This window comes from Sandaracinobacteroides saxicola (assembly GCF_014117445.1).
In the GTDB taxonomy this organism is placed as follows: Bacteria; Pseudomonadota; Alphaproteobacteria; order Sphingomonadales; family Sphingomonadaceae; genus Sandaracinobacteroides_A; species Sandaracinobacteroides_A saxicola.
Map to the genome: position 1 here is coordinate 575,298 of NZ_CP059851.1, position 19,642 is coordinate 594,939.

The following is a 19,642-nucleotide window of genomic DNA, read 5'->3' on the forward strand; positions in this document are numbered from 1 at the left end:
CGTACCCACCCCTGCTCGCTGGCGCGAGTCGCCCCTCCCGCTCTCCGCTGCGCGGGGCAGGAGGGGTGTCGTTCCCTCACCCTCCCAGCCTGCGGCTGGGCCGCTGACGCTTTGCGTCGTCTTCGACTCCCCTCTCCCGAAAGCGGGAGAGGGGTTTTATTTCCAGCGGCTCTTGTCGGCGAGGAAGCGTTTGGCGTCCTGGCCGTCCGTCGGCAGGTAGGTGGCGAAGAGGTTGGCGGGGTGGCGGCTGCGGTAGGCCTCATATTCCTTCAGGATGAGGTCGGTGTGAACGTTGGGCTGGCGGTGGCGGGCGCGGAAGGCGCGGATGGGAATGGTGGCGCCGACCAGTTCCTCGGCCTGGGTTTCGGCCATCTGCACCACCTTGCCGTCCGGGCCGTAGAGCGCGCTGCCGCCGCCGCCCGCGGCCTCGAAGAATTTGCCGATGCCGGGCGAGATGCTGTTGTTGCAGATCGCGACATAGACGCCGTTATAGAAGGCGCTGGCGGCGATATCGAGGTCGGAGAAGCCGCCGGATGCCGTCCGCAGGATGATCTCCCCGCCCTTCATCGCCATGGCGCGGATATATTCGAACTCGCGCTGCGTGCTGCTGGTGCAGAGGTTGCCCAGCGGCGTGCGGGTGACGGGGACAACGGCGTCCCAGCCATACATTTCGACATAGCGGTCGAGCACGTCGTGGATGGTGGTGGTGAACAGCTCGAAGCCGACGAACACGCCCTTGATGTTGCGGGCCTTCCAATGCTTGTCGAGGATCCGGCCGTCGGGGCCGATGATGAAGGTGATCGACAGCAAGTGGTTGGGCCAGGCGGGTTCTTTTGCGTAGCTGCCGAAGACGATCATGCAGTTATATTGTTTGGCCTTTTTGCCGATGGCGGCGACTTCGGGGCCGTCGACATCGATGGCGACGCGCAAGGCTTCCTTGCGGCCCCACTCATAGCTCCAGCCGGTGAGGGGGAATTCGTGGAAGAAAAGGATGTCGCGGCGGCCGCCATAGGCCTGGGCGGCGTCGATCAGGTCGAGCATGTGGGCAAGGTTTTCGGCGCGGCCCTTTTCCGGCGATGCCGCGTCGATGGGGCGGACGCGGGTCTGGCAGATGCCGAGGCTGACCGAGTCCTGCGCGAGGGGGACGGTGGCGTAGGTGCCGTCGGGGATGAGGGTGGTGGTGTCCGGCCCCTTGCCCATGGCGGCCATGGCGGGAACGGCGGCCAGCCCGGCGACCCCGAGCGCGCCGGTATGGAACAGGGCACGACGGCTGATTTCAGCGAGACTTTTGTCCATCGGTCATCCTTTCATGGCGAGGTCAATGTGGCCATCCTCGGCGGCATAGTCGAACAGGTCGAACGGATAGGCGGCCAGCGGCGGAAAGGCCTCCCGCCAGTCGGTGGTTTGGGCCATGAGCCAGTCGAGGCCGGGGCCGACCGTTGCCGCATAGCTCAAGGGCGCTTCTGCTCCCAATGTGACGCCTTCATCCGCAACGACCTTGGGCCCGGGAACGCACCAGGGATGATAGCCGACCGCGCCGCGCGGGCTGCCGGCAAGCGGGACGACGCGTACCTGCCGGCCCAGATGCCGGGCGATGATGCCGACCAGCCCGGCGGCATCGGGGCAGTCGGCGTCCGCGACGTTGGCGATAGTGACTCCGCGACGGCCGATGGCTGCCTCCACCACCGCCGCGATGCGGCTGGTTGCGGTGGGCTGGAAGCGGCTTGTGCCGTCAAACGCGAGCGGGATGCGCGGACGCCCGTCGCGCAAGCGCTTCACGACCCACCATTCGCGCGGATGACGGCTGAAGGGCCCGTGGATCGCGCAGGGGCGCAGGATGACGATGGACGGGTGGGCACTGTCCGCCAGTGCCTGCTCCATCGCGATCTTGCGGGTGGAATAGGTTGCCGGCCCGGCTGACACCGTCGGCTGCTGGCTGCTGATCGGCACGGGGAAGTCGGGAAAACCGGTGACCCGCGCTTCGTCCAGCGTCCGGCCCGCCGCATCGCGATAGACGCTGGCCGACGAGATCGCCATGAGTGTCCCGACATCGCCGGCGACGTCCAGCATCGGCCGGGTGTCCGCCGCGTCGAAGGCGACGGTGTTGAGCAAAAGGTCCACGCCACCGGCGAGGGCCGGCCGGAGGTCAGGCCCGTCCAGCAGGTGCAGGCGCACGCCCGGTGGCACCACGGCCGGGCTGCGGTTGGCGACGGTTACGCTGGTGCCCGCCGCCATCAGGCGCGACGCGACCGCCACGCCGATCTGGCCTGCGCCGATGATGAGCGCGCGTCGCACGATCGTCAGCCCGCTCGCGTCGCTTTCTCCCCTGAAGGAGAGGGAAACTCGAGCGGGTCGGTGAGGATGCCGGGGTGTTCGGCGTTGCATTGGGCGACGAAGGCGGGGGGCAGGTCGGCGAGGCGGGACATTTTGGTGCCGTCGCTTTTCCAGAGTTGGGCGCCTTTTTGTTCGGGGGGGTTTTTCAGCCAGGTCTGGAACTCGGTCTGGCTGGTCCAGCTGCTGGTGGCTGGAATGCTGGTGAGGCGCGGGTTCAGCAGGTCGCGGGTGAGCATGACCCAGGTGTCGAGCGTCATTTCGGTGCGGGCCTGGGTGGCGCCCTTCGGCGTCCAGCGGGTGAAGGCGGCGCGGCTGACCCAGGTCTTGTCGCCGATGGTGGTGAACTCAAGCTCGGTGGGGCGGTTGAAGACCGTGGATTCCATGGTGAAATTGGCGCTCACCTTGGGGCCGTTGGGGGTGAGCGTGCCGCCGCCGATGCCGCCGCGGAAGGGCGGAACGGGGACGGTCTGCCCGGTGTAGGGGTTGCGCCATTCCTTGAGATAGGCGCCGGTCGCGGGGTCGGTGTAGAAGAGCCAGCTGCGGCTGACGGTCTCGATGTCGCCGTTGGGGAGCTCGCGGGTGCGGCTGACGCTGGCGCCCTCGTAATCATAGAGCCGCTTGCCATAGTCGGGGATGGGGAGGCCGGCGCCGGGGTTGAGGCCGAAGACGCGGCCCTTCGAGTAGCCGAACTGCACCTTGCCGCTGAGGTCGTTCTGCAGGCGGGCGAGCGTGAGCATGTTGAAGCGGGGATCCTTCGGATCGAAGGTGGCGCGGCTGGCGGCATCGGCGCGGACGCTGAGGCCGGCGGTGGCGGCCAGCGTGAGGAGCCCGGTGGTGGCGACGAACTGGCGACGGTTGGCAAGCATGGCGGACCTTTCAGGCGGAGAGGATTTCGAGCGCGGCGCGTTGGCCGGATTCGAAGGCACCCTCCATGCCGCGCGCGACTTCGGAGGTGTGTTCGCCGGCGAAGTGGAGGCGGCCCCAGGCTTTGCCGATCTCGTTGGCGAAGGCGCGGACCTGGCCGGGTGCCCAGCAGGCGTAGGCGCCGCCGGCGAAGGGGTCGCGGGCCCAGCTGACGACCTTCACCGGGGTCAGCGCGCCTTTTGCCGCGGGGCGGATGCGCATGAGGTCTTCGAGGACGGCCTGGGCGGCGGCCGCCGGTTCCATCCGGTCGAGGCGGTCGGCGGCGAACCCGCTGACGAAGGCGACGAAGCTGGTGATGACGCTGGGGTCGGGACCATAGCGCAGGCCGATGAAGCGGCCGGCCAGCGTGTCCGTCCACATGCCCGTGGGCAGGCCGTCCGCCTCCCAGAACTTGCGCGTGGGAACGTAATGGACCTGGAAGACGCGGTTGTAGGGCAGCTGGTCGATGCCGGCCTGCTGCTTGGCGGGCGGGGCGGGATCGAGGCTGATGAGCCGGAGCGCGGTGGCGGGGAGCGCGATCAGGGCACGCTTGGCGGTGACCTTGCCGCCGTCCTGCAGGGTGACTTCGACGCCGGTGGCGCTGCTTGCGATGCGGCGGACGACGGCATCGGTGCGGACGGGGTTTTTCAGCGCCTTGGCCATGGCTTCGGGCAGGCGCTGGTTGCCGCCCTGAATCGCGAAGGTGCCGGGGCCGGCGGCGGACATCAGCTCGGCATTGCGGAAGATGTGGAACCACATCATGGCGGAGAGGTCGTGCGCGCTGTTGGCGTAGCTGGGGTTGGTGGCGTAGGCGAGGCGAAGCGCCTCGTCGCTCCAGCCCTTGGCTGCGAGGAAGTCGGCGACGGAGACATCATATTGCGCGAAGGCGGGGTCGCGCCAGGCGGCGGCCTCGGGCAGCGGCTGGTAGGGGCGCAGGCCGGTGAAGCCCATCAGCCAGGGGGCGCGTTTGCGGAGATCGCCGGTATAGGGGTTGAGCTTGTGGCCTTCCCATTGCGCGAGGCGGATGTTCTCGCCGCGCAGGTGGATGAGGGTGTTGTCGGTGCCGAATTCGGTGCGGTTGCGGACATCGACGAGGTTGACGCCGAGGGTCTTGGCGCGGTCGACCAGGCGGGCGTAGCCGCTGCCGATGCCGTTGCCGCCGGCCTCCGGGTGGCCATCGACATCATCGAGCGTGTAGAGGCGGCCGCCGACGCGCTTTTTCGCCTCGAGGACGAGGACACGCTGGCCCTGTTCCTGCAGGGTGAGCGCGGCCTCCAGACCCGAGAGGCCGGCGCCGATGACGACGGTGTCGACAGCGTCACTGGCGCGGGCGCCGGTGGGGAGCATCGCGGCGGCGGTGGCGGCGGCCGCCAGTTTCAGCGTGTCGCGGCGGTCGAGCATGGTTCAGAACTCCGGTTTCGCGTCTTTCAGGGGCACCATGGCGCAATTGGCGAGCAGCTGCTTGAGGTTCATGCCGATGCGCTGCGCCTTGGGTTCGCCAAAGACATAGGCGAGCTCCTTCGAACCGCCGTCGGCGGCGATTTCGGCGATGTACAGGGTGAGCGAGTTGCGGGTGAAGACGCCAGGCGCGTTGTTGTAGGCCCAGGCGACGTTGCGCAGGCGGAGTTCGAGCGTGCGCGGCGGGGTTTCATGCGTGTCGAAGCGGGCGCTGCCGCCCTGGTCGGGGACGGTGAAGGGGCCGAAGCGCTTGAAGGGGATGGCGCGGCCACCGCCGACGCCGGGGATGTCGACATAGCAGGTGAAGGCGCGGGATTTCAGGTAGCGGGTGGCGCGGGCGGGCGACGGGCCGAGGAGGATGGTGCGCTCGCCGATATCGAGGAACAGGGGGGCGCGGCAGCCCGGGCCGGTGCTGCCGGTGAAGCTGGCGGCGGCGCGGGTCAGCAGCAGGTCGCAACCGGGGGCATCGTCGCGCGCCAGGCGCACGCCCTCTGGGGTGGCGGTGAAGCGCCAGCGTGTGGATGGGGCGCCGGCGACGCTGGCGCGCAGGGCGAGCAGATCGGTGGTGGCCAGCCGTTCCAGCGTCAGGTCGCGGCGGGGAAAGTCCACGGCGTCCCGCTCATTGCCGCCCTCCCGCCGCTGTCGCCCCTCGAAATAGGCCTGCTCGATGCTGTCCCAGCGGCTGTCGCCGGCGAACCAGGCGCCGAGCACCATCAGGTCGCGCTGGGCGGGGAGCTGGTCGGTGCCCTGGGCGTGCGCGGCCGAAAAAGAAAGGGCGGCGAGGATGATCCCCGCCGCCCCGATGACTGGCCTGATGGGGTGCATCAGAATTTGTAGGCCGCGGTGACGCCGAAGTTGCGCAGGCGCGGCGCGGTGACGGCGAAATCGCGCAGGTTGGCGCTGCTGACGTTGACGCCGCCGAGGTTCGCCGTCGCCTCGCCGGGGCGGAGCGCCGGGCGGAAATAGGTCTGGCGGTTGTCGATCGAGCGCAGGATGTCCACCGGCGTGCGGTCGTTGAGCGCGTTGGTCATGAAAGCGGTGATGCTGAAGCCATCGAACTCGACCCCGGCGCGCAGGCCGAGATTGTAGCTGTCGCCCGACCAGCCGAGGTTGTCGACCTGGATGTAGCGCTTGCTTTCATAGGCGAGGTTGGCGGTGAACAGCGCCTTGACCGTGTCGGTGATGGGCACGTTGATGGTGCCGCCCAGCGTGATCTGGTGCTTCGGCACGCGCGGCAGGCTGTTGCCGGCGGCGTTGCCGCGCGCGGCGAGCAGCGCGTTGACGGCGGCAAAGCGCGCCGGGGTGGCGGCGTTGAGCTGGGTCAGATAGCCCTGCGCATAGGTCAGGATCGGCGCGGTGCAGCGCGGATCGGGCGAGGCGCCGAGACAGGGCGCGAAGCTGGTCAGCCCGGTGCCGGCAAGCGACGGCGCGGGGATGAAGGCCGGCAGCGGCGCGGTGCTGTTCAGCGTGTTGATGTCCGCGGCGGTGATGTAGAGGTCGGCCTGGTCGTCGGCGACGAAGTCCCTGATCTTCGCATCCTGGAAGGCGTAGCCAAGGCGGAGTTCGAGCCAGTCGGTGACTTTCGCGCTGGATTCGAGCTCGAAGCCGCGGACGCGCGACTTGCCGACGTTGGAGGTGAAGCTGACCGAGCCGAGCACGCCGTCGCGGCGGGCGACCTGGATGGTCTGCGTCAGCTGCTGGTTCTTCCATTCGATGTTGTAGGCGGCGACGTTGACGGTGACGCGGCGGTCCATGAACTGGGTCTTGGCGCCGATTTCATAGTTCCAGCTCGATTCCTCGCGGAAGGTGTCGAGGCCGAGGCCGACGAGGCGGGCGACTTCGCTGTCTTCATAGAGCGCCGAATAGACGCCGCTGTTGAAGCCGCCGGGCTTGTTGCCGCGCGCGACGACGCCATAGAGCATGACGTCGTCGGTCGCCTTCCAGTTGACGGTGAAGCGCGGCAGGAAGCTCTTGTACTGCGCGACGCCCAGCGGCGCGACGATGGAGCGGGTGAAGGTCTGGCCGGCGACAACGGTGCTGCTGGTGCCCGACGTGGTCAGGTCCTCCACCTGGTAACGCGCCTCGGCCGATGCGGTCAGCGTGTCGGTGATGTCGACTTCGAGCTGGCCGAAGACGGCGCGGTTTTTGACGCTGCCCAGGAAGACCGAATTGCGGGTGAAGGGCACGGCGGGCGGCGGCGGGACGACGGCGGGCAGCGAGGCGCTGTAGTTGCCGGGCAAGTCCTTCTCCCGGTAATAATAGACGCCGGCGAGGCCGCGGACGCGGGATGCGGCGGGGGAGGCGACGCGGAATTCGAGCGTGTAATCCTTGGTGCCGCTGCGGTCGATGGTTTCGAAGCCGGGGGAGCGCAGGTCGCTGTAGTCCTGGTCGGTGGCGACGGTCTGGCGGCGGCGGTTGTAGGCGCCGGTGCCGGTCAGCGTCCAGTCGTTGAGGTCATATTCGACCTTCACATAGCTGCGCAGGATGTCGCGATTGAGCGCGTCATCGATGCCGGCCTGGCGGAAGATGTTGCTGTTGAGCGCGAATTGCGTGGGCGTGTTGAGCTGGCCGCAATTATAGCCGCGGGCGCGGTTGTCGGCGACGGGACGCAGCGCCGGCGCCGGGCCGAAGACGCCGGGGCGAAGGTTGGGCAGGAAACAGTTGAGCGCGTTGTTGTTGATGCCGAGCACGCCCGGCACCGCGGCGGTCTGGCCGGGCACCCAGTTCAGGCGGCCGATGGCATAGGCGCCGTCATTGTCCTGCGAGCGGCTGTAGCGGGCGGTGATGGTGAGATTTTCGGTTGGCGCCGCGCGCAGCGTGAGGCCGTAGGACAGCGATTTCTCGCGGCCCAGCTTCTCCTCCGGATCGACGAGGTTGGTGTATTGCCCGGCGAAGCGGTAGAATTTGGCATCCACGGACGCCCACAGCTTGTCGGTGATGAGCGGGCCGGAGACATAGCCGGTATATTCCTGCAGGCCGTCTTCCCCGAAAGTGACGGAGAGACGGCCGCGCGGCGTGTTGTCCGGCTGGCGGGTGATAAAGTTGATGGCGCCGGCGAAGGTGGCGCGGCCGAACAGCGCGGCCTGCGGGCCCTTGATGACCTCCACCCGTTCCAGATTGTCGAGGTTGAAGGCGCTGATCGAGCCGGTGAAGAAGATGCCGTCGACGAAGAAGGCGGCGTTGGGGTTGCCCTGGATGTTGGACATGCCGCGGATCACCGGGCGGTCGCCGTTGCGGCCGAAGGCCTGGCGGAAGCTGAGGCCGGGGGTCTGCTGCGCGATGTCGGCGATCGACTTGATGCCCTGCTCCTCGATCCGGCTGGCGGTGAAGGCGCTGATGGCAAGCGGCACCTCCTGCAGGTTTTCCGCGCGCTTGCGGGCGGTGACGATGATCTCCTCCACATCGGCCTCGGCGACCGTGGGGGCGGGCGCCGCCTGGGCGAAAAGGGCGGTGCCGCCCAGCATGGAAAGCGCGAGGGCGGCGAGCGAAACCTGTGTGATGGTGCGCGGCGTGAGCATGATGGTCCCCTTTTTGCGGCCTTTGGCCTTTTTCCCTGACGGTGAAGTTGTCCGGACATTTCATCAGTCGCGCGCGCCCGTCAACGCGGGAGCAGGATTTTTTCATGAAAGCCGCAAAAAACAATCGCCGGGCGTTGCAGATATGCCGCAGCGGGAAAGAAAACCTATTTCGCGGCGGACTTCAGCCAGGCGATCACCGCGGCGCGGTCCTGCGGCTGCTTCAGGCCGGCGAACGCCATCTTGTTGCCTTTCACCATCGCGGCCGGCGAGGCAAGGTAGCGGTCGAGCGTGGCATCGTCCCAGGTGAGGCCGGAGGATTTGAGCGCGTCGGAATAGAGGGTGAAGCCGGGGCGGGTGCCGGCGGCGGCGCCGACGATGCCGAAGAGGTTCGGCCCGACCTTGTGCGCGCCGGCCTTTTCCACCGTGTGGCAGGCCTTGCATTGCAGGAACAGCAGTTGGCCCCGTTTCAACTGCGCGGCATCCTGGGCGCCGGCCGGCGTTGTGGCGAGGAGCAGCAGGGCGAGCGTCAGGCGGATCATTTCGGTGGTTCCGGGATGCGGGGGATCGAGGCGGCGACCGACGGGTCGGCGGGGGCGGCATAGGCGCCATCGGCGACGCGGCCCTTCATGTAATCGGGCAGCGGCAGCTCGGGATAGACGGTAACGGTGAAATCCCCGGCGCTGGGGTTCTGGCGGACGGGGATGATCTGTTTCTGGTAAAGCTCTGAGTACCAGAAGGCGCGGGCGTGGGCGAAGCAGGGGAAGCGCACCATCAGCACGCTGTCATTGTCCGCCGGCGTGCCTTCGAAGGTGGCGACGCTGCGCGGGTTGTTGAGATAATAGGCGCCCAGTTTCGGGTAGAGGCCGGAGGCGCGGATGGCGGCGGCATATTGCGCCAAGCGGGCGCGGTCCTTCAACAGGCCGCGCACCAGCATGATGACCGGCTTGTTGTCGCAGACGGTGGGGTCGAGCGGCGGGGGCGGGCTGCCGGGCGCGGCGACGGGAGAAGTTGGTGCCGCGGTGGGCGCGGCGACCGGCTGCGCGGCGAGCGGGGTGGCGAGGAGGAGGGCGAGCAGCGCTGCCCTCATTTGTCGACCGGCTCGATGGCGCGTTCGATGCCTTCCTTCGCGCGGCGGACGGCGGCGACGACGTTGAGGCCCTGGTTGCAGCCGATCATGCCGCCGGGGCCGACCGAGGAGCAGCTGCCGATGCCCGTGGCCGACGGCTTGCCGCTGGCGAGCGCGGCGCGCTGCTCGCCGACATTGTCGCGGCGGTCGATGCTGGTGTCGGTCTCCCGCACCGGGCGGGGGATGCGGAACCGCTCTTCCTCTGGCCGGCGGGTGCAGACGACGATCTCGTCGGGGTTGCTTGCCTTCGGGCAGGCATCGGTGCCGTACACGGTGACGAGCCGCTCGCGATAGGTGCCGGCCTGGGCGAGGAGGGGCGTGGCGCTGAGGGCGGCTGCGATGAGAAGCGTGGCGCGAATCATGGGGTGGTCTCCTGTCCGTCGATCTGTACAGCATAGCTGTAACGGTCGCCGGGATGAACCGACGATGACATTTCGAAGATTTCGCCGTCCGGATCGCGATAGAGCCGCAGGATCCTGAGGCAGGGGGCGCGGCGGGGGATGTGGAGCAGCGCGGCCTGGGCGGGGGTGGCGGCGACGGCCTGAAGCTCTTGCGTGATGGTGGCGACGCGGACGCCGGCGAGGCGTTGCAGCTGGCTGAACAGCGTTTCGTGGCCGGAGGCGAGGTGGGGCACGTGCGCCGAGAGGCGGGGGTGGATGAAGACGTCGGTCAGCGCCATCGCCTCGGTGGCGCCGGCCATGCGGCGCACGCCGGTGACATGGTGCCAGGCCTCCCCGGCGGGGCGGCGGAGGTCGCGCGCCTGGGCGGGGGAGAGGCGGATGCCGCCCCGGTCCTGGATGAGGAAGCTGCTGCTGGCGGCATATTGCAGGATTTCGCGCAGGTCGCTGAACGACTGGCGCAGCGCCGGCGTGTCGTCCGCGATGACGGTGCCGCTGCCGCGCCGGCGGGTGATCAGGCCTTCGTCCTGCAGCTGTTTCAGCGCGGCGCGCACGGTGAAGCGGCTGAGGCCGAAACGGTCGGTGAGCGCGCTTTCGGTGGGGACCGGGTCGCCGGGGCGGAGGTGGCCGCCGCGGATCTCGTCGCGCAGCTGCGCCGCCAGCCGGGCATAGCGTGGTTCGGCTGGGCGGCGGTGCGGCAAGCTGATGTCCCCTCGCGCGGTTGCAACCGCTCTCTTGCGCACCCTGCCCGATGATGGCTAGGCAGACAATATGTCCGGACAAATTGCCGCTGCCGATGCTCCGCTGCTGGTACAGCTGGCGCATCATTTGCAGCGGCCGGTGGATGAAGCGACGCGGCAGAGGGCGCGGCTGCACCTGCTGGACTGGCTGGCGTGCGTGGCGGGGGCGCGACAGGCCGCGGTAAAACCTTTTGCCTTTGACGCTAATATCGCATCGACTGCGGCACTTCTCGGCAATGTGCTGGAAATGGATGACGTTCATCGCCTCGGACGGCTACATCCAGGTCCCGTTGTCTGGTGTTCGATCGTTGCCGACTACGAAGCTGGTCTTGATGCATGGCTCGATGCCGCCGTCCGGGGCTATGAGGCGATGATCGGTGTCGGAGCCACATTCGACGATTGGCACTATGCCCACTTTCATCCCACCTCCACGGCAGGCCTGTTTGGCGCAGCAGCCGCAGTCGCATCGCTCCAGGAGTGTGACGTCAGCGAGACAGCCCATGCACTGGGACTTGCGGGGTCCGTGACCGGCGGCCTTTGGCAGATGCGGCACGAGGACACGATGGCAAAGCAATGGCATGTCGCAAATGCCATGGTGTCAGGTGGTTCGACAGCCGTTTGGGCACGGCGGGGAATGACCGGCCCGCTATCCCTGCTCGAAGGCCCGCAAGGCCTGTATGCCGCGACCTGTCGCGCGCCGAAGCCGATGCTGTTCGGGCCCGGCTGGCGGATCGAGGAGGTGAGTTTCAAGCCCTGGGCGGCGTGCCGCCATGCCCATCCGGTGATTGACTGCGCGCTGGAACTGCGGGCGGCGGGGCGGCTGGCGGCGCCATTTCATGTCGAGACCTATGCCGACGCGCTGGCCTTCTGCGACAAGCCGCACCCGACGACCGACGTGGAGGCGAAATTCTCGCTTCAGCATGCGGTGGCGGTGATCGCAGACGGGCGCAACGCCACGCCCGCCGATTTCACGCCCGAGGCCATCACCGCGCTGGCGCCGCTGCGCCGCCAGGTGACGGTGGCGGAGGACCCCGCCATCACCGCGCGTTACCCGGCGCATTTCGGCGCGCGGCTGAACGGGCTGGAGCTGGTGGACTGTCGCGGCGACCCGGAACGCCCGGTCACGGAGGCCGACATCATCGCGAAGATGCACATGCTCGCCAACTGGGGCGGCCTGCCGCCGTCGGAGGCCGACCGCGCCGCTGACCTGGCGCTGCATGGGAATGATGCCGCGGCGGTTGTCGCCATGCTCGATAAGTGGCTGAAATGACCGCCACCGAAGACGTCCTCGCCTTCGCCGCCGCGCCGCACGCGATTCCGGCGGTGGTGGCAGGGCATGCGGTGCGGTTGCTGGGGGATACGCTGGCGTGCGGGTTCGCGGGATCGGGCGCGCCGGGGGCGGATGGGGTTTATGCCGCCGCGAGCCGCATGGGGGCGGGGGATGACGCGCCGGTGCTGGGGCGGGGTTTGCGGCTGCCGGCGCCGGGGGCGGCGATGGTGAACGGCTTCCAGATCCACTGCCTGGAATGGGATGCGGTGCATGAGCCGGCGGTCGTCCATGCGATGAGCGTGGTGACGGCGGCGCTGCATGCCGCCTGCCACCGGGTGGGCGGGGTGAGCGACGACGAAGCGCTGGCGGCGCTGTGCGTCGGCGTGGAGGTAGCGTGCCTGCTGGGGGTGGCGGCGACATCCGGCTTGCGCTTTTTCCGGCCGGCGACGGCGGGGGTGATGGGGGCGGCGCTGGCGGTGGCGCGGGTGGAGGGGCTGCCGGCGGAGCGGTTCGGCGATGTGCTGGGGCTGGCTTATTCCCAGGCGGCGGGCACGATGCAGGCGCATGTCGAGGGGTCGATCGCGCTGCCGTTGCAGGTGGCGCTGGCGGCGCGGGCGGCGGTGACGGCGGTCGACCTGGTGCACTATGACCTGTCCGGCCCGCGCGATGTGCTGGAGGGGCCGTTCGGCTATTTCCGGCTGTTCGACGAGGGGTCGCTGGCGGGCCATGCGGACGGGCTGGGGCGGCAGTGGCGGATTGTGGAACTGAGTGTGAAGCCCTTTCCCAGTGGCCGGGCAAGCCACGCGACACTGGGGATGCTGCACGCGCTGGGCGCAGCAAAATGTGCAGCATTGACCGCCATCGAGGCGCGGGTGCCGCCGCTGATCGCGCGGCTGGTGGGCCGGCCCTGGGTGGAGGACATGACCACCGCCTATGCCCGGCTGTGCCTGCCCTTTCTTGTCGCGCTGATGCTGACCGATGGCCGGATCGATCCCCGGCGCTTTACCGCGGCCAATTTCAACGATCCGGAACTGCGCCGGCTGGGGGCGATGCTGCGCGTGGTGGTGGATGACAATCCTGATCCCAACGCGCTGTTTCCGCAAGATTTCACGCTGCGTTTCGCCGACGGCCAGAGCGAGCAGGTGTCGGTGCCGGTGACGCTGGGAGCACCGGACAATCCGCTTGGCCCCGCCCGGCAGGCGGAGAAGCTGGCCTTCGCGCTGTCGCTCGCCGCGACGCCGCCTGATGCCGCGACCCGCGCCGCGCTGTTCGACAACCCGCTTTCGTTGCTTGCAGGACGACCATGAGCCATCCGACCTATTTCGAGACCGCCGACACCGCGCAGTTGCTGCGCGATTATCCCATCGGGGAGGCCTTCACCGCGCGCTACACACGCATGAGCCGCGACGAGCTGCGCGCCCGCCAGAATGCGCAGTTCCTGAAACTGATGGCGCGCGGCTGGCAGCTGCCCTTTTACGCGCGGCACTGGGGGGCGAAGGGCATCGAGCCGGGGGACATCCGTGGCCTGGACGACATCGTGAAACTGCCGACCTATGACAAGAGCGACCTGATGGCCTCGATCGCGGCGCATCCGCCGTTCGGGGATTTCGCCGGGCTGGGCGGTGCCGATCGACCGCCGGCGATCCTGCACACGACGTCGGGCACCACCGGCAAGCCGCAGACCCTGCTGTTCGGGCCGAAGGGGCGGGAGGTGGGAAACCTGCTGGTCGGGCGGCATGCCCGCTGGCTGGGGGTGGGCGCGGACGATGTGGTGCACAGCGTCTATGGCCATGGCATGATCAACGGCGGCCATTATATCCGCGAGGCCTATACCCGCTTCACCAACGCCATCTTCCTGTCTGCCGGTACGGGGATCGAGACGCGGAGCGCCACCCAGGTGCAGCTGATGGCGGATTTCGGCGTGACCACCATTGTCGGCTTTGTGGATTATATCCGCAAGCTGGCCGAGGTGGCGCGGGAAGCGGGGCTGGTGCCGGGGGAGCAGATCCCGGTCAAGCGCATCATCGGCCATCTGGGGACGGAGGATCGCGCCGCGACCGAGGCCGCCTGGGGCGGGGCGGAGGCATTCGACTGGTATGGCGTGGGCGATACCGGCAGCATCGCCGGCGAGGGACCGGACCGCGACGGGCTTTATGTGTGGGAGGATGCGCAGTATCTTGAGCTGCTGGAGCTGGACGGCGGCGGGGCCGTTCCGCGCGGGCAGAAGGGGGACATGGTGGTGACCTGCCTGTACAAGGACGACATCGCCCCCTGCATCCGCTTCAACACGCATGATGTCAGCGCCTTCCGGACGGATGGCAATGCGACCGGCATGGTGTTCGACCGGATCGAGGGATTTCTGGGGCGCAGCGACAATATGGTGAAGCTGCGCGGCATCAACATCTTCCCGCATGCGGTGGCGGCGCTGATCGAAAACCGGCCGGAGCTGACTGGTGAATATATATGCAGCGTGCGCCGCGACGCCGCCGGCCGGGACGAGATGACGGTGACCATCGAGGCGCGCGACGGCGCCGCGCCCGCCGACCTGCCCAACCTGCTGCGCCGCGGGCTGGGGATCGAGGTGGCGGTGCAGCTGGTCGGCGTGGGGGGGACGGCGGCGATGACGCAGATCGACGTGCGGCAGAAGCCGATCCGCCTGATCGACGAGCGGCGTTGATGGCGAAGATCCATGAGCTGGGCGTGGTGCGGCTGCGGGAGGCGTTTGCCGCCGGCCGGGTGAGCGTGGTGGCGGCGACCGAGCATTATCTGGCGCGCATCGCGGCCTTGGACGGGCGGATCGGCGCCTATACCGGGCTTGACGCGGTGGGTGCGCGGGCGGCGGCGGCGGAAAGCGCGGCGCGGTTCGAGGCCGGCACGGCGCGGGCGCTGGAGGGTGTGCCGATCGCGGTGAAGGGCAATATCGACGTGGCCGGCCTGGCGACGCATGGCGGCATCGGGGCGCGGCGGCAGGCGATCGCCGGGGCGGATGCCGCGGTGGTGGCGCGGCTGCGGGCAGCGGGCGCGGTGGTGCTCGGCAATCTGAATCTGCATGAGGCGGCGCTGGGGGCAACGACGAACAACGCCTTCTTTGGCGCGACGCAGAACCCGCACCGGCCGGGGTTCACGCCGGGCGGCTCGTCGGGCGGCAGCGGGGCTGCCGTGGCGGCGGGGCTGTGCGCGGCGGCGCTGGGGACGGACACGCTGGGCAGCGTGCGGATTCCCGCGGCCTATTGTGGCGTTTATGGCCTGAAGCCGACGGCGGGGCTGGTGAATGATGCGGGGCTGCTGTTCCTGGCGGAGCGGCTGGATACGGTGGGGCCGTTGGCGCGCAGTGCCGAGGATGTGGCGGCCATGATCGAGGCGATGGCGGCCCTGGACGGCTCGCCGCCGGTGAATCGGGTGGCGATGCTGGACAGCACGGACGCGGTCGACATGCATCCGGCGGTGGCGGCGGGCTATGCCCTTGCCGCCGACCTGTTGCGCGGGCTGGGGTGCGAGGTGACGGTGCACCATGTTGCCATCGACGCGCATCGCGTGCGGCTGGCGGGGTTCATTGAGGCGGCGCGCGAGGCCGATGCCCGCTTCGGCGCGGCGATGGCGGCCGACCCGGAGGGTTTCTCGCCGGCGTTCAAATCCTATCTGGCGTTCGGGCGCAACATCGACGCGCGCGGGGTGGCCGATGGCCGCGCGGTGCTGGACGCGGCGGCGACCGAGGTACGGGGCGTGTTGCAGGCGGCGGACGCCATCCTGCTGCCGACGGCGCCGCAGCCGGCCTTCGCCCATGCCAGCGAGGCGCCGGTGTCTCAGGCAGATTTCACCGCGCTCGCCAATATCGCCGGGGTGCCGGCGTTCGCGATGCCGTCGGGCTGGACGAGTGATGGCCTGCCGGTGGGGGTGCAGCTGATGGGCCGCGCCGGGGGTGAGCGGGCGCTGCTGGCGCTGGGCGGGGCGCTGGACCGGACGCTGAACGCCTATCGGCCGCCGATTGATTTTGCCTGAGGGAGAATTGCGATGCGCATCGTCTGTCTGTTCAATCTGAAACCAGGGGCCTCCGCCGCCGATTATGAGGCCTGGGCGCGGGGGGTGGATATTCCCGGCGTCAACGCGCTGCCGTCGGTGGCGCGGTTCACGGTGCACCGCGCGACCGGCCTGTTCGGGTCGGAGGCGAAGCCGCCCTATGATTACATCGAGGTGATCGACATCCATGGCATGGACGCCTTCGTGGCGGACGTCAGCGATCCCGAATTCCAGAAGGTGGCGGCGGCGTTCGGGCAGTTCACCGACAACCCCGTCTTCATCCTGACCGAGGACCTGTGATGCGTTTCACGGGTAAAACGGTGGTCGTCACCGGCTCGGGCCGGGAGAAGGGGCTGGGGCAGGCGATTTTGCAGCGCTTTGCCGACGAGGACGCCAACTGCGTGGTGAGCGATGTGGCGGTGACGCCCGAGGTGGAGGGGGTGGCGGCGGAGCTGCGCGCGCGGGGCGCGCAGGTGGCGGTGATCGCCTGCGATGTATCGGATGCGGCGCAGTGCGAGGCGCTGGTGGCGGGCGCGGTGGCGGCGTTTGGCGGCGTGGATGTGATGGTGAACAATGCCGGCATCGGTTTCATGATGAAGCCGCTGCTGGAGGTGGTGCCGGCGGACTGGGACAAGGTGATCGCGGTCAACCTGTCGGGCGCATTCTATTGCACGCAGGCGGCGGCGCGGGCGATGATCGCGCGGGGGAACGGCGGCCGGATCATCAATATCGCGAGCCAGGCGGCGAAGACGGGGTTTCCGCATTTGCCGGCCTATGTCAGTTCGAAGCATGGCATGGTCGGGCTGACGCGGGCGAGCGCGGTCGAGCTGGGCAGGCATGGCATCACGGTGAACGCGGTGTGCCCGAACCATGTGACGACCGGGCTGGGGGCGGAGCAGAACGCCTATTTCTCGAAGCTGCTGGGGTTTGCCAGTGTCGGGGATTATCTGGCGAACATGGCGGCGAAGAACCCGATGGGGCGGCCGGGGCTGGCGAGCGATACCGCGGCGGCCTGCGCCTGGCTGGCGAGCAAGGATGCCTTTTACGTCACGGGAGAGGCGCTGAATGTGAGCGGTGGAGAGGAGATGCATTGAGGTGGTTGACGATATGTATCGATATTGATACATACCTTTGATGAAGCCGATCACATTTGTTGGCGATAGTCTTTCCCGGCTGAGGGATTTTCCTGACGATGCACGCGCTGATGCGGGATATCAGTTGAGCCTGGTGCAGCAGGGACAAGAATCTGCTGACTGGAAACCGATGAAGACCGTCGGCACGGGTGTTCGGGAGATCAGGGTTCGCGAGGCGTCGGGGGCGTTTCGGGTCATTTATCTGGCGACATTGCCGGATCGGGTTCTGGTTCTCCACGCGTTCCGAAAGACGACACAAGCCACGTCGCAAAAAGACATCATGTTGGCGGCGCAACGATTGCGGGAATGGAAGGCATGATGATGGAAACGCAGACATTTGCCGATGTGTTCGATGCGATTGCCGATACGCCGGCGGAAGCGGCGAACATGAAGGCTCGGGCGGAGTTGTTGTCGGCGCTGACCGCGCGCGTTCGCGAGTGGGAGCTTTCACAGGAGGCGGCGGCGGCGCGATTGAGGATCACGCGACCGCGGTTGAACGACCTGATGCGTGGCAAGCTGACGAAATTCTCGCTGGATGCGCTGGTGAATTTGGCGACGGCGGCGGGGCTGGTGTTGCAGATCAGGGTTGCCGATGCGGCGTGAGGGCTTTGTCCGCTGGGGACGATCGGACTTTTTGTCGGAAGGCGGTTCCTTCGACGGGCAGCAGTCAGAGGCGTGGCAGGGTGACGCCGCGTTGGCCCTGGTATTTGCCGGCGCGGTCGGCGTAGCTGGTTTCGCAGATGGCTTCGCCGGTGAGGAAGAGGAACTGGCAGGCGCCTTCGTTGGCGTAGATTTTGGCGGGCAGCGGCGTGGTGTTGGAAAACTCCAGCGTGACATGGCCTTCCCAGCCGGGTTCCAGCGGCGTGACGTTCACGATGATGCCGCAGCGGGCGTAGGTGCTTTTGCCCAGGCAGATGACGAGGATGTCGCGCGGCACGCGGAAATATTCGACGCTGCGGGCGAGGACGAAGCTGTTGGGCGGAATGACGCAGACATCCTGCTGCCGGTCGACGAAGCTGGTCGGGCTGAAATTCTTGGGGTCGACGATGGCATTGTCGACGTTGGTGAAAATCTTGAACTCGTCTGAGACGCGCGCGTCATAGCCATAGGAAGAGAGGCCGTAACTGATGATGCCCTGGCGGCGCTGGCCGTCGACGAAGGGGTCGATCATGCCCTCGTTCAGCGCGCGGTCGCGGATCTGGTGGTCGGCAAGCACGCCCATTTCTAGCTTTCTACTGGCGAATGTGGAGGACGCAGATGAGGGTGAAGAGGCGGCGGGCGGTGTCGAAATCGACCTCGGCCTTGCCTTCCAGCCGCTCCATCAGCAGGGTGGCGGCGTCGTTGTGGATGCCGCGGCGCGCCATGTCCACGGTTTCGATCTGGCTGGGCGTGGCCTGGCGGATCGCCTTGTAATAGCTGTCGCAGATGGCGAAATATTCGCGCACCACGCGGCGGAACGGGCTGAGCATCAGCACCAGCGTGTCGATGGGAACGCCCGCCGCGTCCGAAATGTCCATGGCGAGGCGGCCTTCCTCGACGCGCAGGACAAGCCGATACGGCCCGGTGGCGGCGGCGAAACTGTCGCCCAATGGCCGGAAGCTGTTGCCTTCCAACAGGTCGAAGATGGCGACGCGGCGTTCCTGCTCCACGTCGGCATTGCGCCAGAGCACGGTGCGCTCGTCGAGCTCGACGGCGATGATGCGGTGGTCGGCGGTCACCGTGAATCAGGCAGGCTGTTGACGAGGCGGCCCAGCGCGACGCGGACCGGTTCGAGGACATCGTCCTGCGTCTTCCCCAGGCGGACGACGACAAGGCGCTTCGACGGCACGATGATGACATATTGGCCGAGGTGGCCGATGGCGGCGTAGGCGTCGGCTGGGCCTTGCGTGGGGAAGAGCGCCACGTCCCGCCCGGCGGGGCGGCGGCGGTTGAGCCAGAAATGGCCGCCATAGCCGCTGTCCGTCGCGGCCGGCGTGCCGACGAAATCCACCCAGGCGGCGGGGACGACCTGCTGGCCGCTGGCGACGCCCTTGTTCAGGTAGAGCTGGCCGAAGCGTGCCCAGTCGAGCGCGGTGGCGTGGCACAGGCTGCCGCCGTGCATCGTGCCGGCATTGTCATATTCGCAGAGCAGGCTGGGCATGCCGGCGGGGATCATCAGGCGGCTGATGAGGGCCGCGCGCATGGCTTTCTTGCGGGCTTCCGGGTTGGTGAGGCCGGGGGAAAGGGTGCGCTGCACCTTGTCGGCGAGCAGGATGCTGGTGGCGGTGCTGTATTCATATCTGGCGCCGGGCGCGGCTTCCAATGGCTTCGCCTTCGACCAGCGGGCGGCGTCCTGCGCGCGGTCGGTGAAGAGGATGCGGATGGTGTCGTCGAGCTCGGGTTGCGGGGAGGATTCGCGGTGGGAGAGCCCGCTGCTCATGTGCAGCATGTGGCGGAGCGTGATGGCTCGGCGCGCGTCGTTCGCCCATTCGGGGAAGACGGGCGCGGCGTCGAGGGACAGTTTTCCTTCGCCGACGAGCTGGCCGACCAGCGTGGCGGTGATGGATTTCGACATCGACCAGCCGATGAGGCGGGTGGTGGCGTTGTAGCCGGGGGCGTAGCGTTCGTAGATCGGCACGCCGTCCTTCAGCACGACGATGGCGCGGGTTTCGGCAAGGCGGCGGTCGGCGAAGAAGCGATCCGCGATGATCCGGGCCTCCGCGGGCATGGCCACTGGCATGACCGGTTGCGCTGGCAGGGGCGCGG

The 19,642-nt window shown here is 68.1% G+C and carries 21 protein-coding genes; 8 read left to right on the top strand and 13 right to left on the bottom strand.

From position 1 onward, the window contains the following. Positions 1–156: 156 nt before the first annotated feature. The 10 genes from H3309_RS02735 to H3309_RS02780 all read right to left on the bottom strand — a co-directional run bounded on the left by H3309_RS02735 (position 157) and on the right by H3309_RS02780 (position 10,438). Positions 157–1,296 carry a nitrilase-related carbon-nitrogen hydrolase gene (locus tag H3309_RS02735; RefSeq protein WP_182297261.1) on the bottom strand — a complete coding sequence of 380 codons (1,140 nt, stop codon included), beginning with the start codon at positions 1,294–1,296 and terminating at the stop codon, positions 157–159. Between the two features lie 3 nt (positions 1,297–1,299). Further along, positions 1,300–2,295, bottom strand: coding sequence for an NAD-dependent epimerase/dehydratase family protein (locus tag H3309_RS02740; RefSeq protein ID WP_207791552.1), 996 nt, complete (start codon positions 2,293–2,295; stop codon positions 1,300–1,302). A gap of 5 nt (positions 2,296–2,300) precedes the next feature. Next, positions 2,301–3,200 (bottom strand): DUF1838 family protein, encoded by a 900-nt coding sequence (locus H3309_RS02745; RefSeq protein ID WP_182297262.1) that lies wholly within the window; start codon positions 3,198–3,200, stop codon positions 2,301–2,303. A gap of 10 nt (positions 3,201–3,210) precedes the next feature. After that, a complete protein-coding gene (locus tag H3309_RS02750; RefSeq protein WP_182297263.1) occupies positions 3,211–4,638 on the bottom strand; it encodes a flavin monoamine oxidase family protein in 1,428 nt (475 codons plus the stop codon). 3 nt (positions 4,639–4,641) lie between these two features. Next, a complete protein-coding gene (locus tag H3309_RS02755; RefSeq protein WP_182297264.1) occupies positions 4,642–5,520 on the bottom strand; it encodes a hypothetical protein in 879 nt (292 codons plus the stop codon). Beyond that, positions 5,520–8,213: a TonB-dependent receptor gene (locus tag H3309_RS02760; protein WP_182297265.1), complete on the bottom strand. Its 2,694-nt coding sequence runs from the start codon at positions 8,211–8,213 to the stop codon at positions 5,520–5,522. The genes H3309_RS02755 and H3309_RS02760 overlap by 1 nt, the downstream gene beginning before the upstream one ends. A 164-nt stretch (positions 8,214–8,377) precedes the next feature. Continuing rightward, positions 8,378–8,752, bottom strand: a complete 375-nt coding sequence (locus H3309_RS02765; RefSeq protein ID WP_182297266.1) for a c-type cytochrome — start codon at positions 8,750–8,752, stop codon at positions 8,378–8,380. Next, complete coding sequence (locus H3309_RS02770) at positions 8,749–9,300, bottom strand: DUF1330 domain-containing protein (protein ID WP_182297267.1); 552 nt, start codon at positions 9,298–9,300, stop codon at positions 8,749–8,751. Before H3309_RS02770 ends, H3309_RS02765 begins: the two co-directional genes overlap by 4 nt. Further along, positions 9,297–9,701, bottom strand: coding sequence for a hypothetical protein (locus H3309_RS02775; protein WP_182297268.1), 405 nt, complete (start codon positions 9,699–9,701; stop codon positions 9,297–9,299). The genes H3309_RS02770 and H3309_RS02775 overlap by 4 nt, the downstream gene beginning before the upstream one ends. Beyond that, positions 9,698–10,438 carry a GntR family transcriptional regulator gene (locus tag H3309_RS02780; RefSeq protein WP_182297269.1) on the bottom strand — a complete coding sequence of 247 codons (741 nt, stop codon included), beginning with the start codon at positions 10,436–10,438 and terminating at the stop codon, positions 9,698–9,700. The genes H3309_RS02775 and H3309_RS02780 overlap by 4 nt, the downstream gene beginning before the upstream one ends. 70 nt (positions 10,439–10,508) lie before the next feature. Between H3309_RS02780 and H3309_RS02785 the strand changes: the two genes are divergently transcribed. Genes H3309_RS02785 through H3309_RS02820 form a run of 8 tightly spaced genes read left to right on the top strand, consistent with a single transcriptional unit; the run spans position 10,509 to position 17,500 of the window. Continuing rightward, a complete protein-coding gene (locus H3309_RS02785) occupies positions 10,509–11,747 on the top strand; it encodes an MmgE/PrpD family protein (protein ID WP_182297270.1) in 1,239 nt (412 codons plus the stop codon). Then, on the top strand, positions 11,744–13,054 hold the full coding sequence (locus H3309_RS02790; RefSeq protein ID WP_182297271.1) for an MmgE/PrpD family protein: 1,311 nt from the start codon (positions 11,744–11,746) through the stop codon (positions 13,052–13,054). Before H3309_RS02785 ends, H3309_RS02790 begins: the two co-directional genes overlap by 4 nt. Then, positions 13,051–14,424: a phenylacetate--CoA ligase family protein gene (locus H3309_RS02795; protein ID WP_182297272.1), complete on the top strand. Its 1,374-nt coding sequence runs from the start codon at positions 13,051–13,053 to the stop codon at positions 14,422–14,424. The genes H3309_RS02790 and H3309_RS02795 overlap by 4 nt, the downstream gene beginning before the upstream one ends. Then, entirely contained in the window at positions 14,424–15,746 is a 1,323-nt protein-coding gene (locus H3309_RS02800) for an amidase (protein WP_182297273.1), read from the top strand. Before H3309_RS02795 ends, H3309_RS02800 begins: the two co-directional genes overlap by 1 nt. Positions 15,747–15,758: 12 nt before the next feature. Next, on the top strand, positions 15,759–16,064 hold the full coding sequence (locus H3309_RS02805) for an EthD domain-containing protein (RefSeq protein ID WP_182297274.1): 306 nt from the start codon (positions 15,759–15,761) through the stop codon (positions 16,062–16,064). Further along, positions 16,064–16,858, top strand: a complete 795-nt coding sequence (locus H3309_RS02810) for an SDR family NAD(P)-dependent oxidoreductase (RefSeq protein ID WP_182297275.1) — start codon at positions 16,064–16,066, stop codon at positions 16,856–16,858. The genes H3309_RS02805 and H3309_RS02810 overlap by 1 nt, the downstream gene beginning before the upstream one ends. Before the next feature lie 40 nt (positions 16,859–16,898). Then, positions 16,899–17,216 carry a type II toxin-antitoxin system RelE/ParE family toxin gene (locus H3309_RS02815; RefSeq protein ID WP_182297276.1) on the top strand — a complete coding sequence of 106 codons (318 nt, stop codon included), beginning with the start codon at positions 16,899–16,901 and terminating at the stop codon, positions 17,214–17,216. Then, a complete protein-coding gene (locus H3309_RS02820; protein WP_243453816.1) occupies positions 17,213–17,500 on the top strand; it encodes a helix-turn-helix domain-containing protein in 288 nt (95 codons plus the stop codon). Before H3309_RS02815 ends, H3309_RS02820 begins: the two co-directional genes overlap by 4 nt. Positions 17,501–17,564: 64 nt before the next feature. Here the strand turns inward: H3309_RS02820 and dcd are convergent, their stop codons facing one another. The 3 genes from dcd to H3309_RS02835 are packed head-to-tail and all read right to left on the bottom strand — an operon-like array spanning position 17,565 to position 19,604. Continuing rightward, the gene (gene dcd / locus H3309_RS02825) at positions 17,565–18,119 is read right to left on the bottom strand and encodes a dCTP deaminase (protein ID WP_182297277.1); all 555 of its coding nucleotides are present in this window, start codon (positions 18,117–18,119) and stop codon (positions 17,565–17,567) included. A 10-nt stretch (positions 18,120–18,129) separates the two neighbouring features. Continuing rightward, a complete protein-coding gene (locus H3309_RS02830; RefSeq protein WP_182297278.1) occupies positions 18,130–18,615 on the bottom strand; it encodes a UPF0262 family protein in 486 nt (161 codons plus the stop codon). Next, on the bottom strand, positions 18,612–19,604 hold the full coding sequence (locus H3309_RS02835; protein ID WP_182297279.1) for a serine hydrolase domain-containing protein: 993 nt from the start codon (positions 19,602–19,604) through the stop codon (positions 18,612–18,614). The genes H3309_RS02830 and H3309_RS02835 overlap by 4 nt, the downstream gene beginning before the upstream one ends. Positions 19,605–19,642 lie beyond the last annotated feature (38 nt).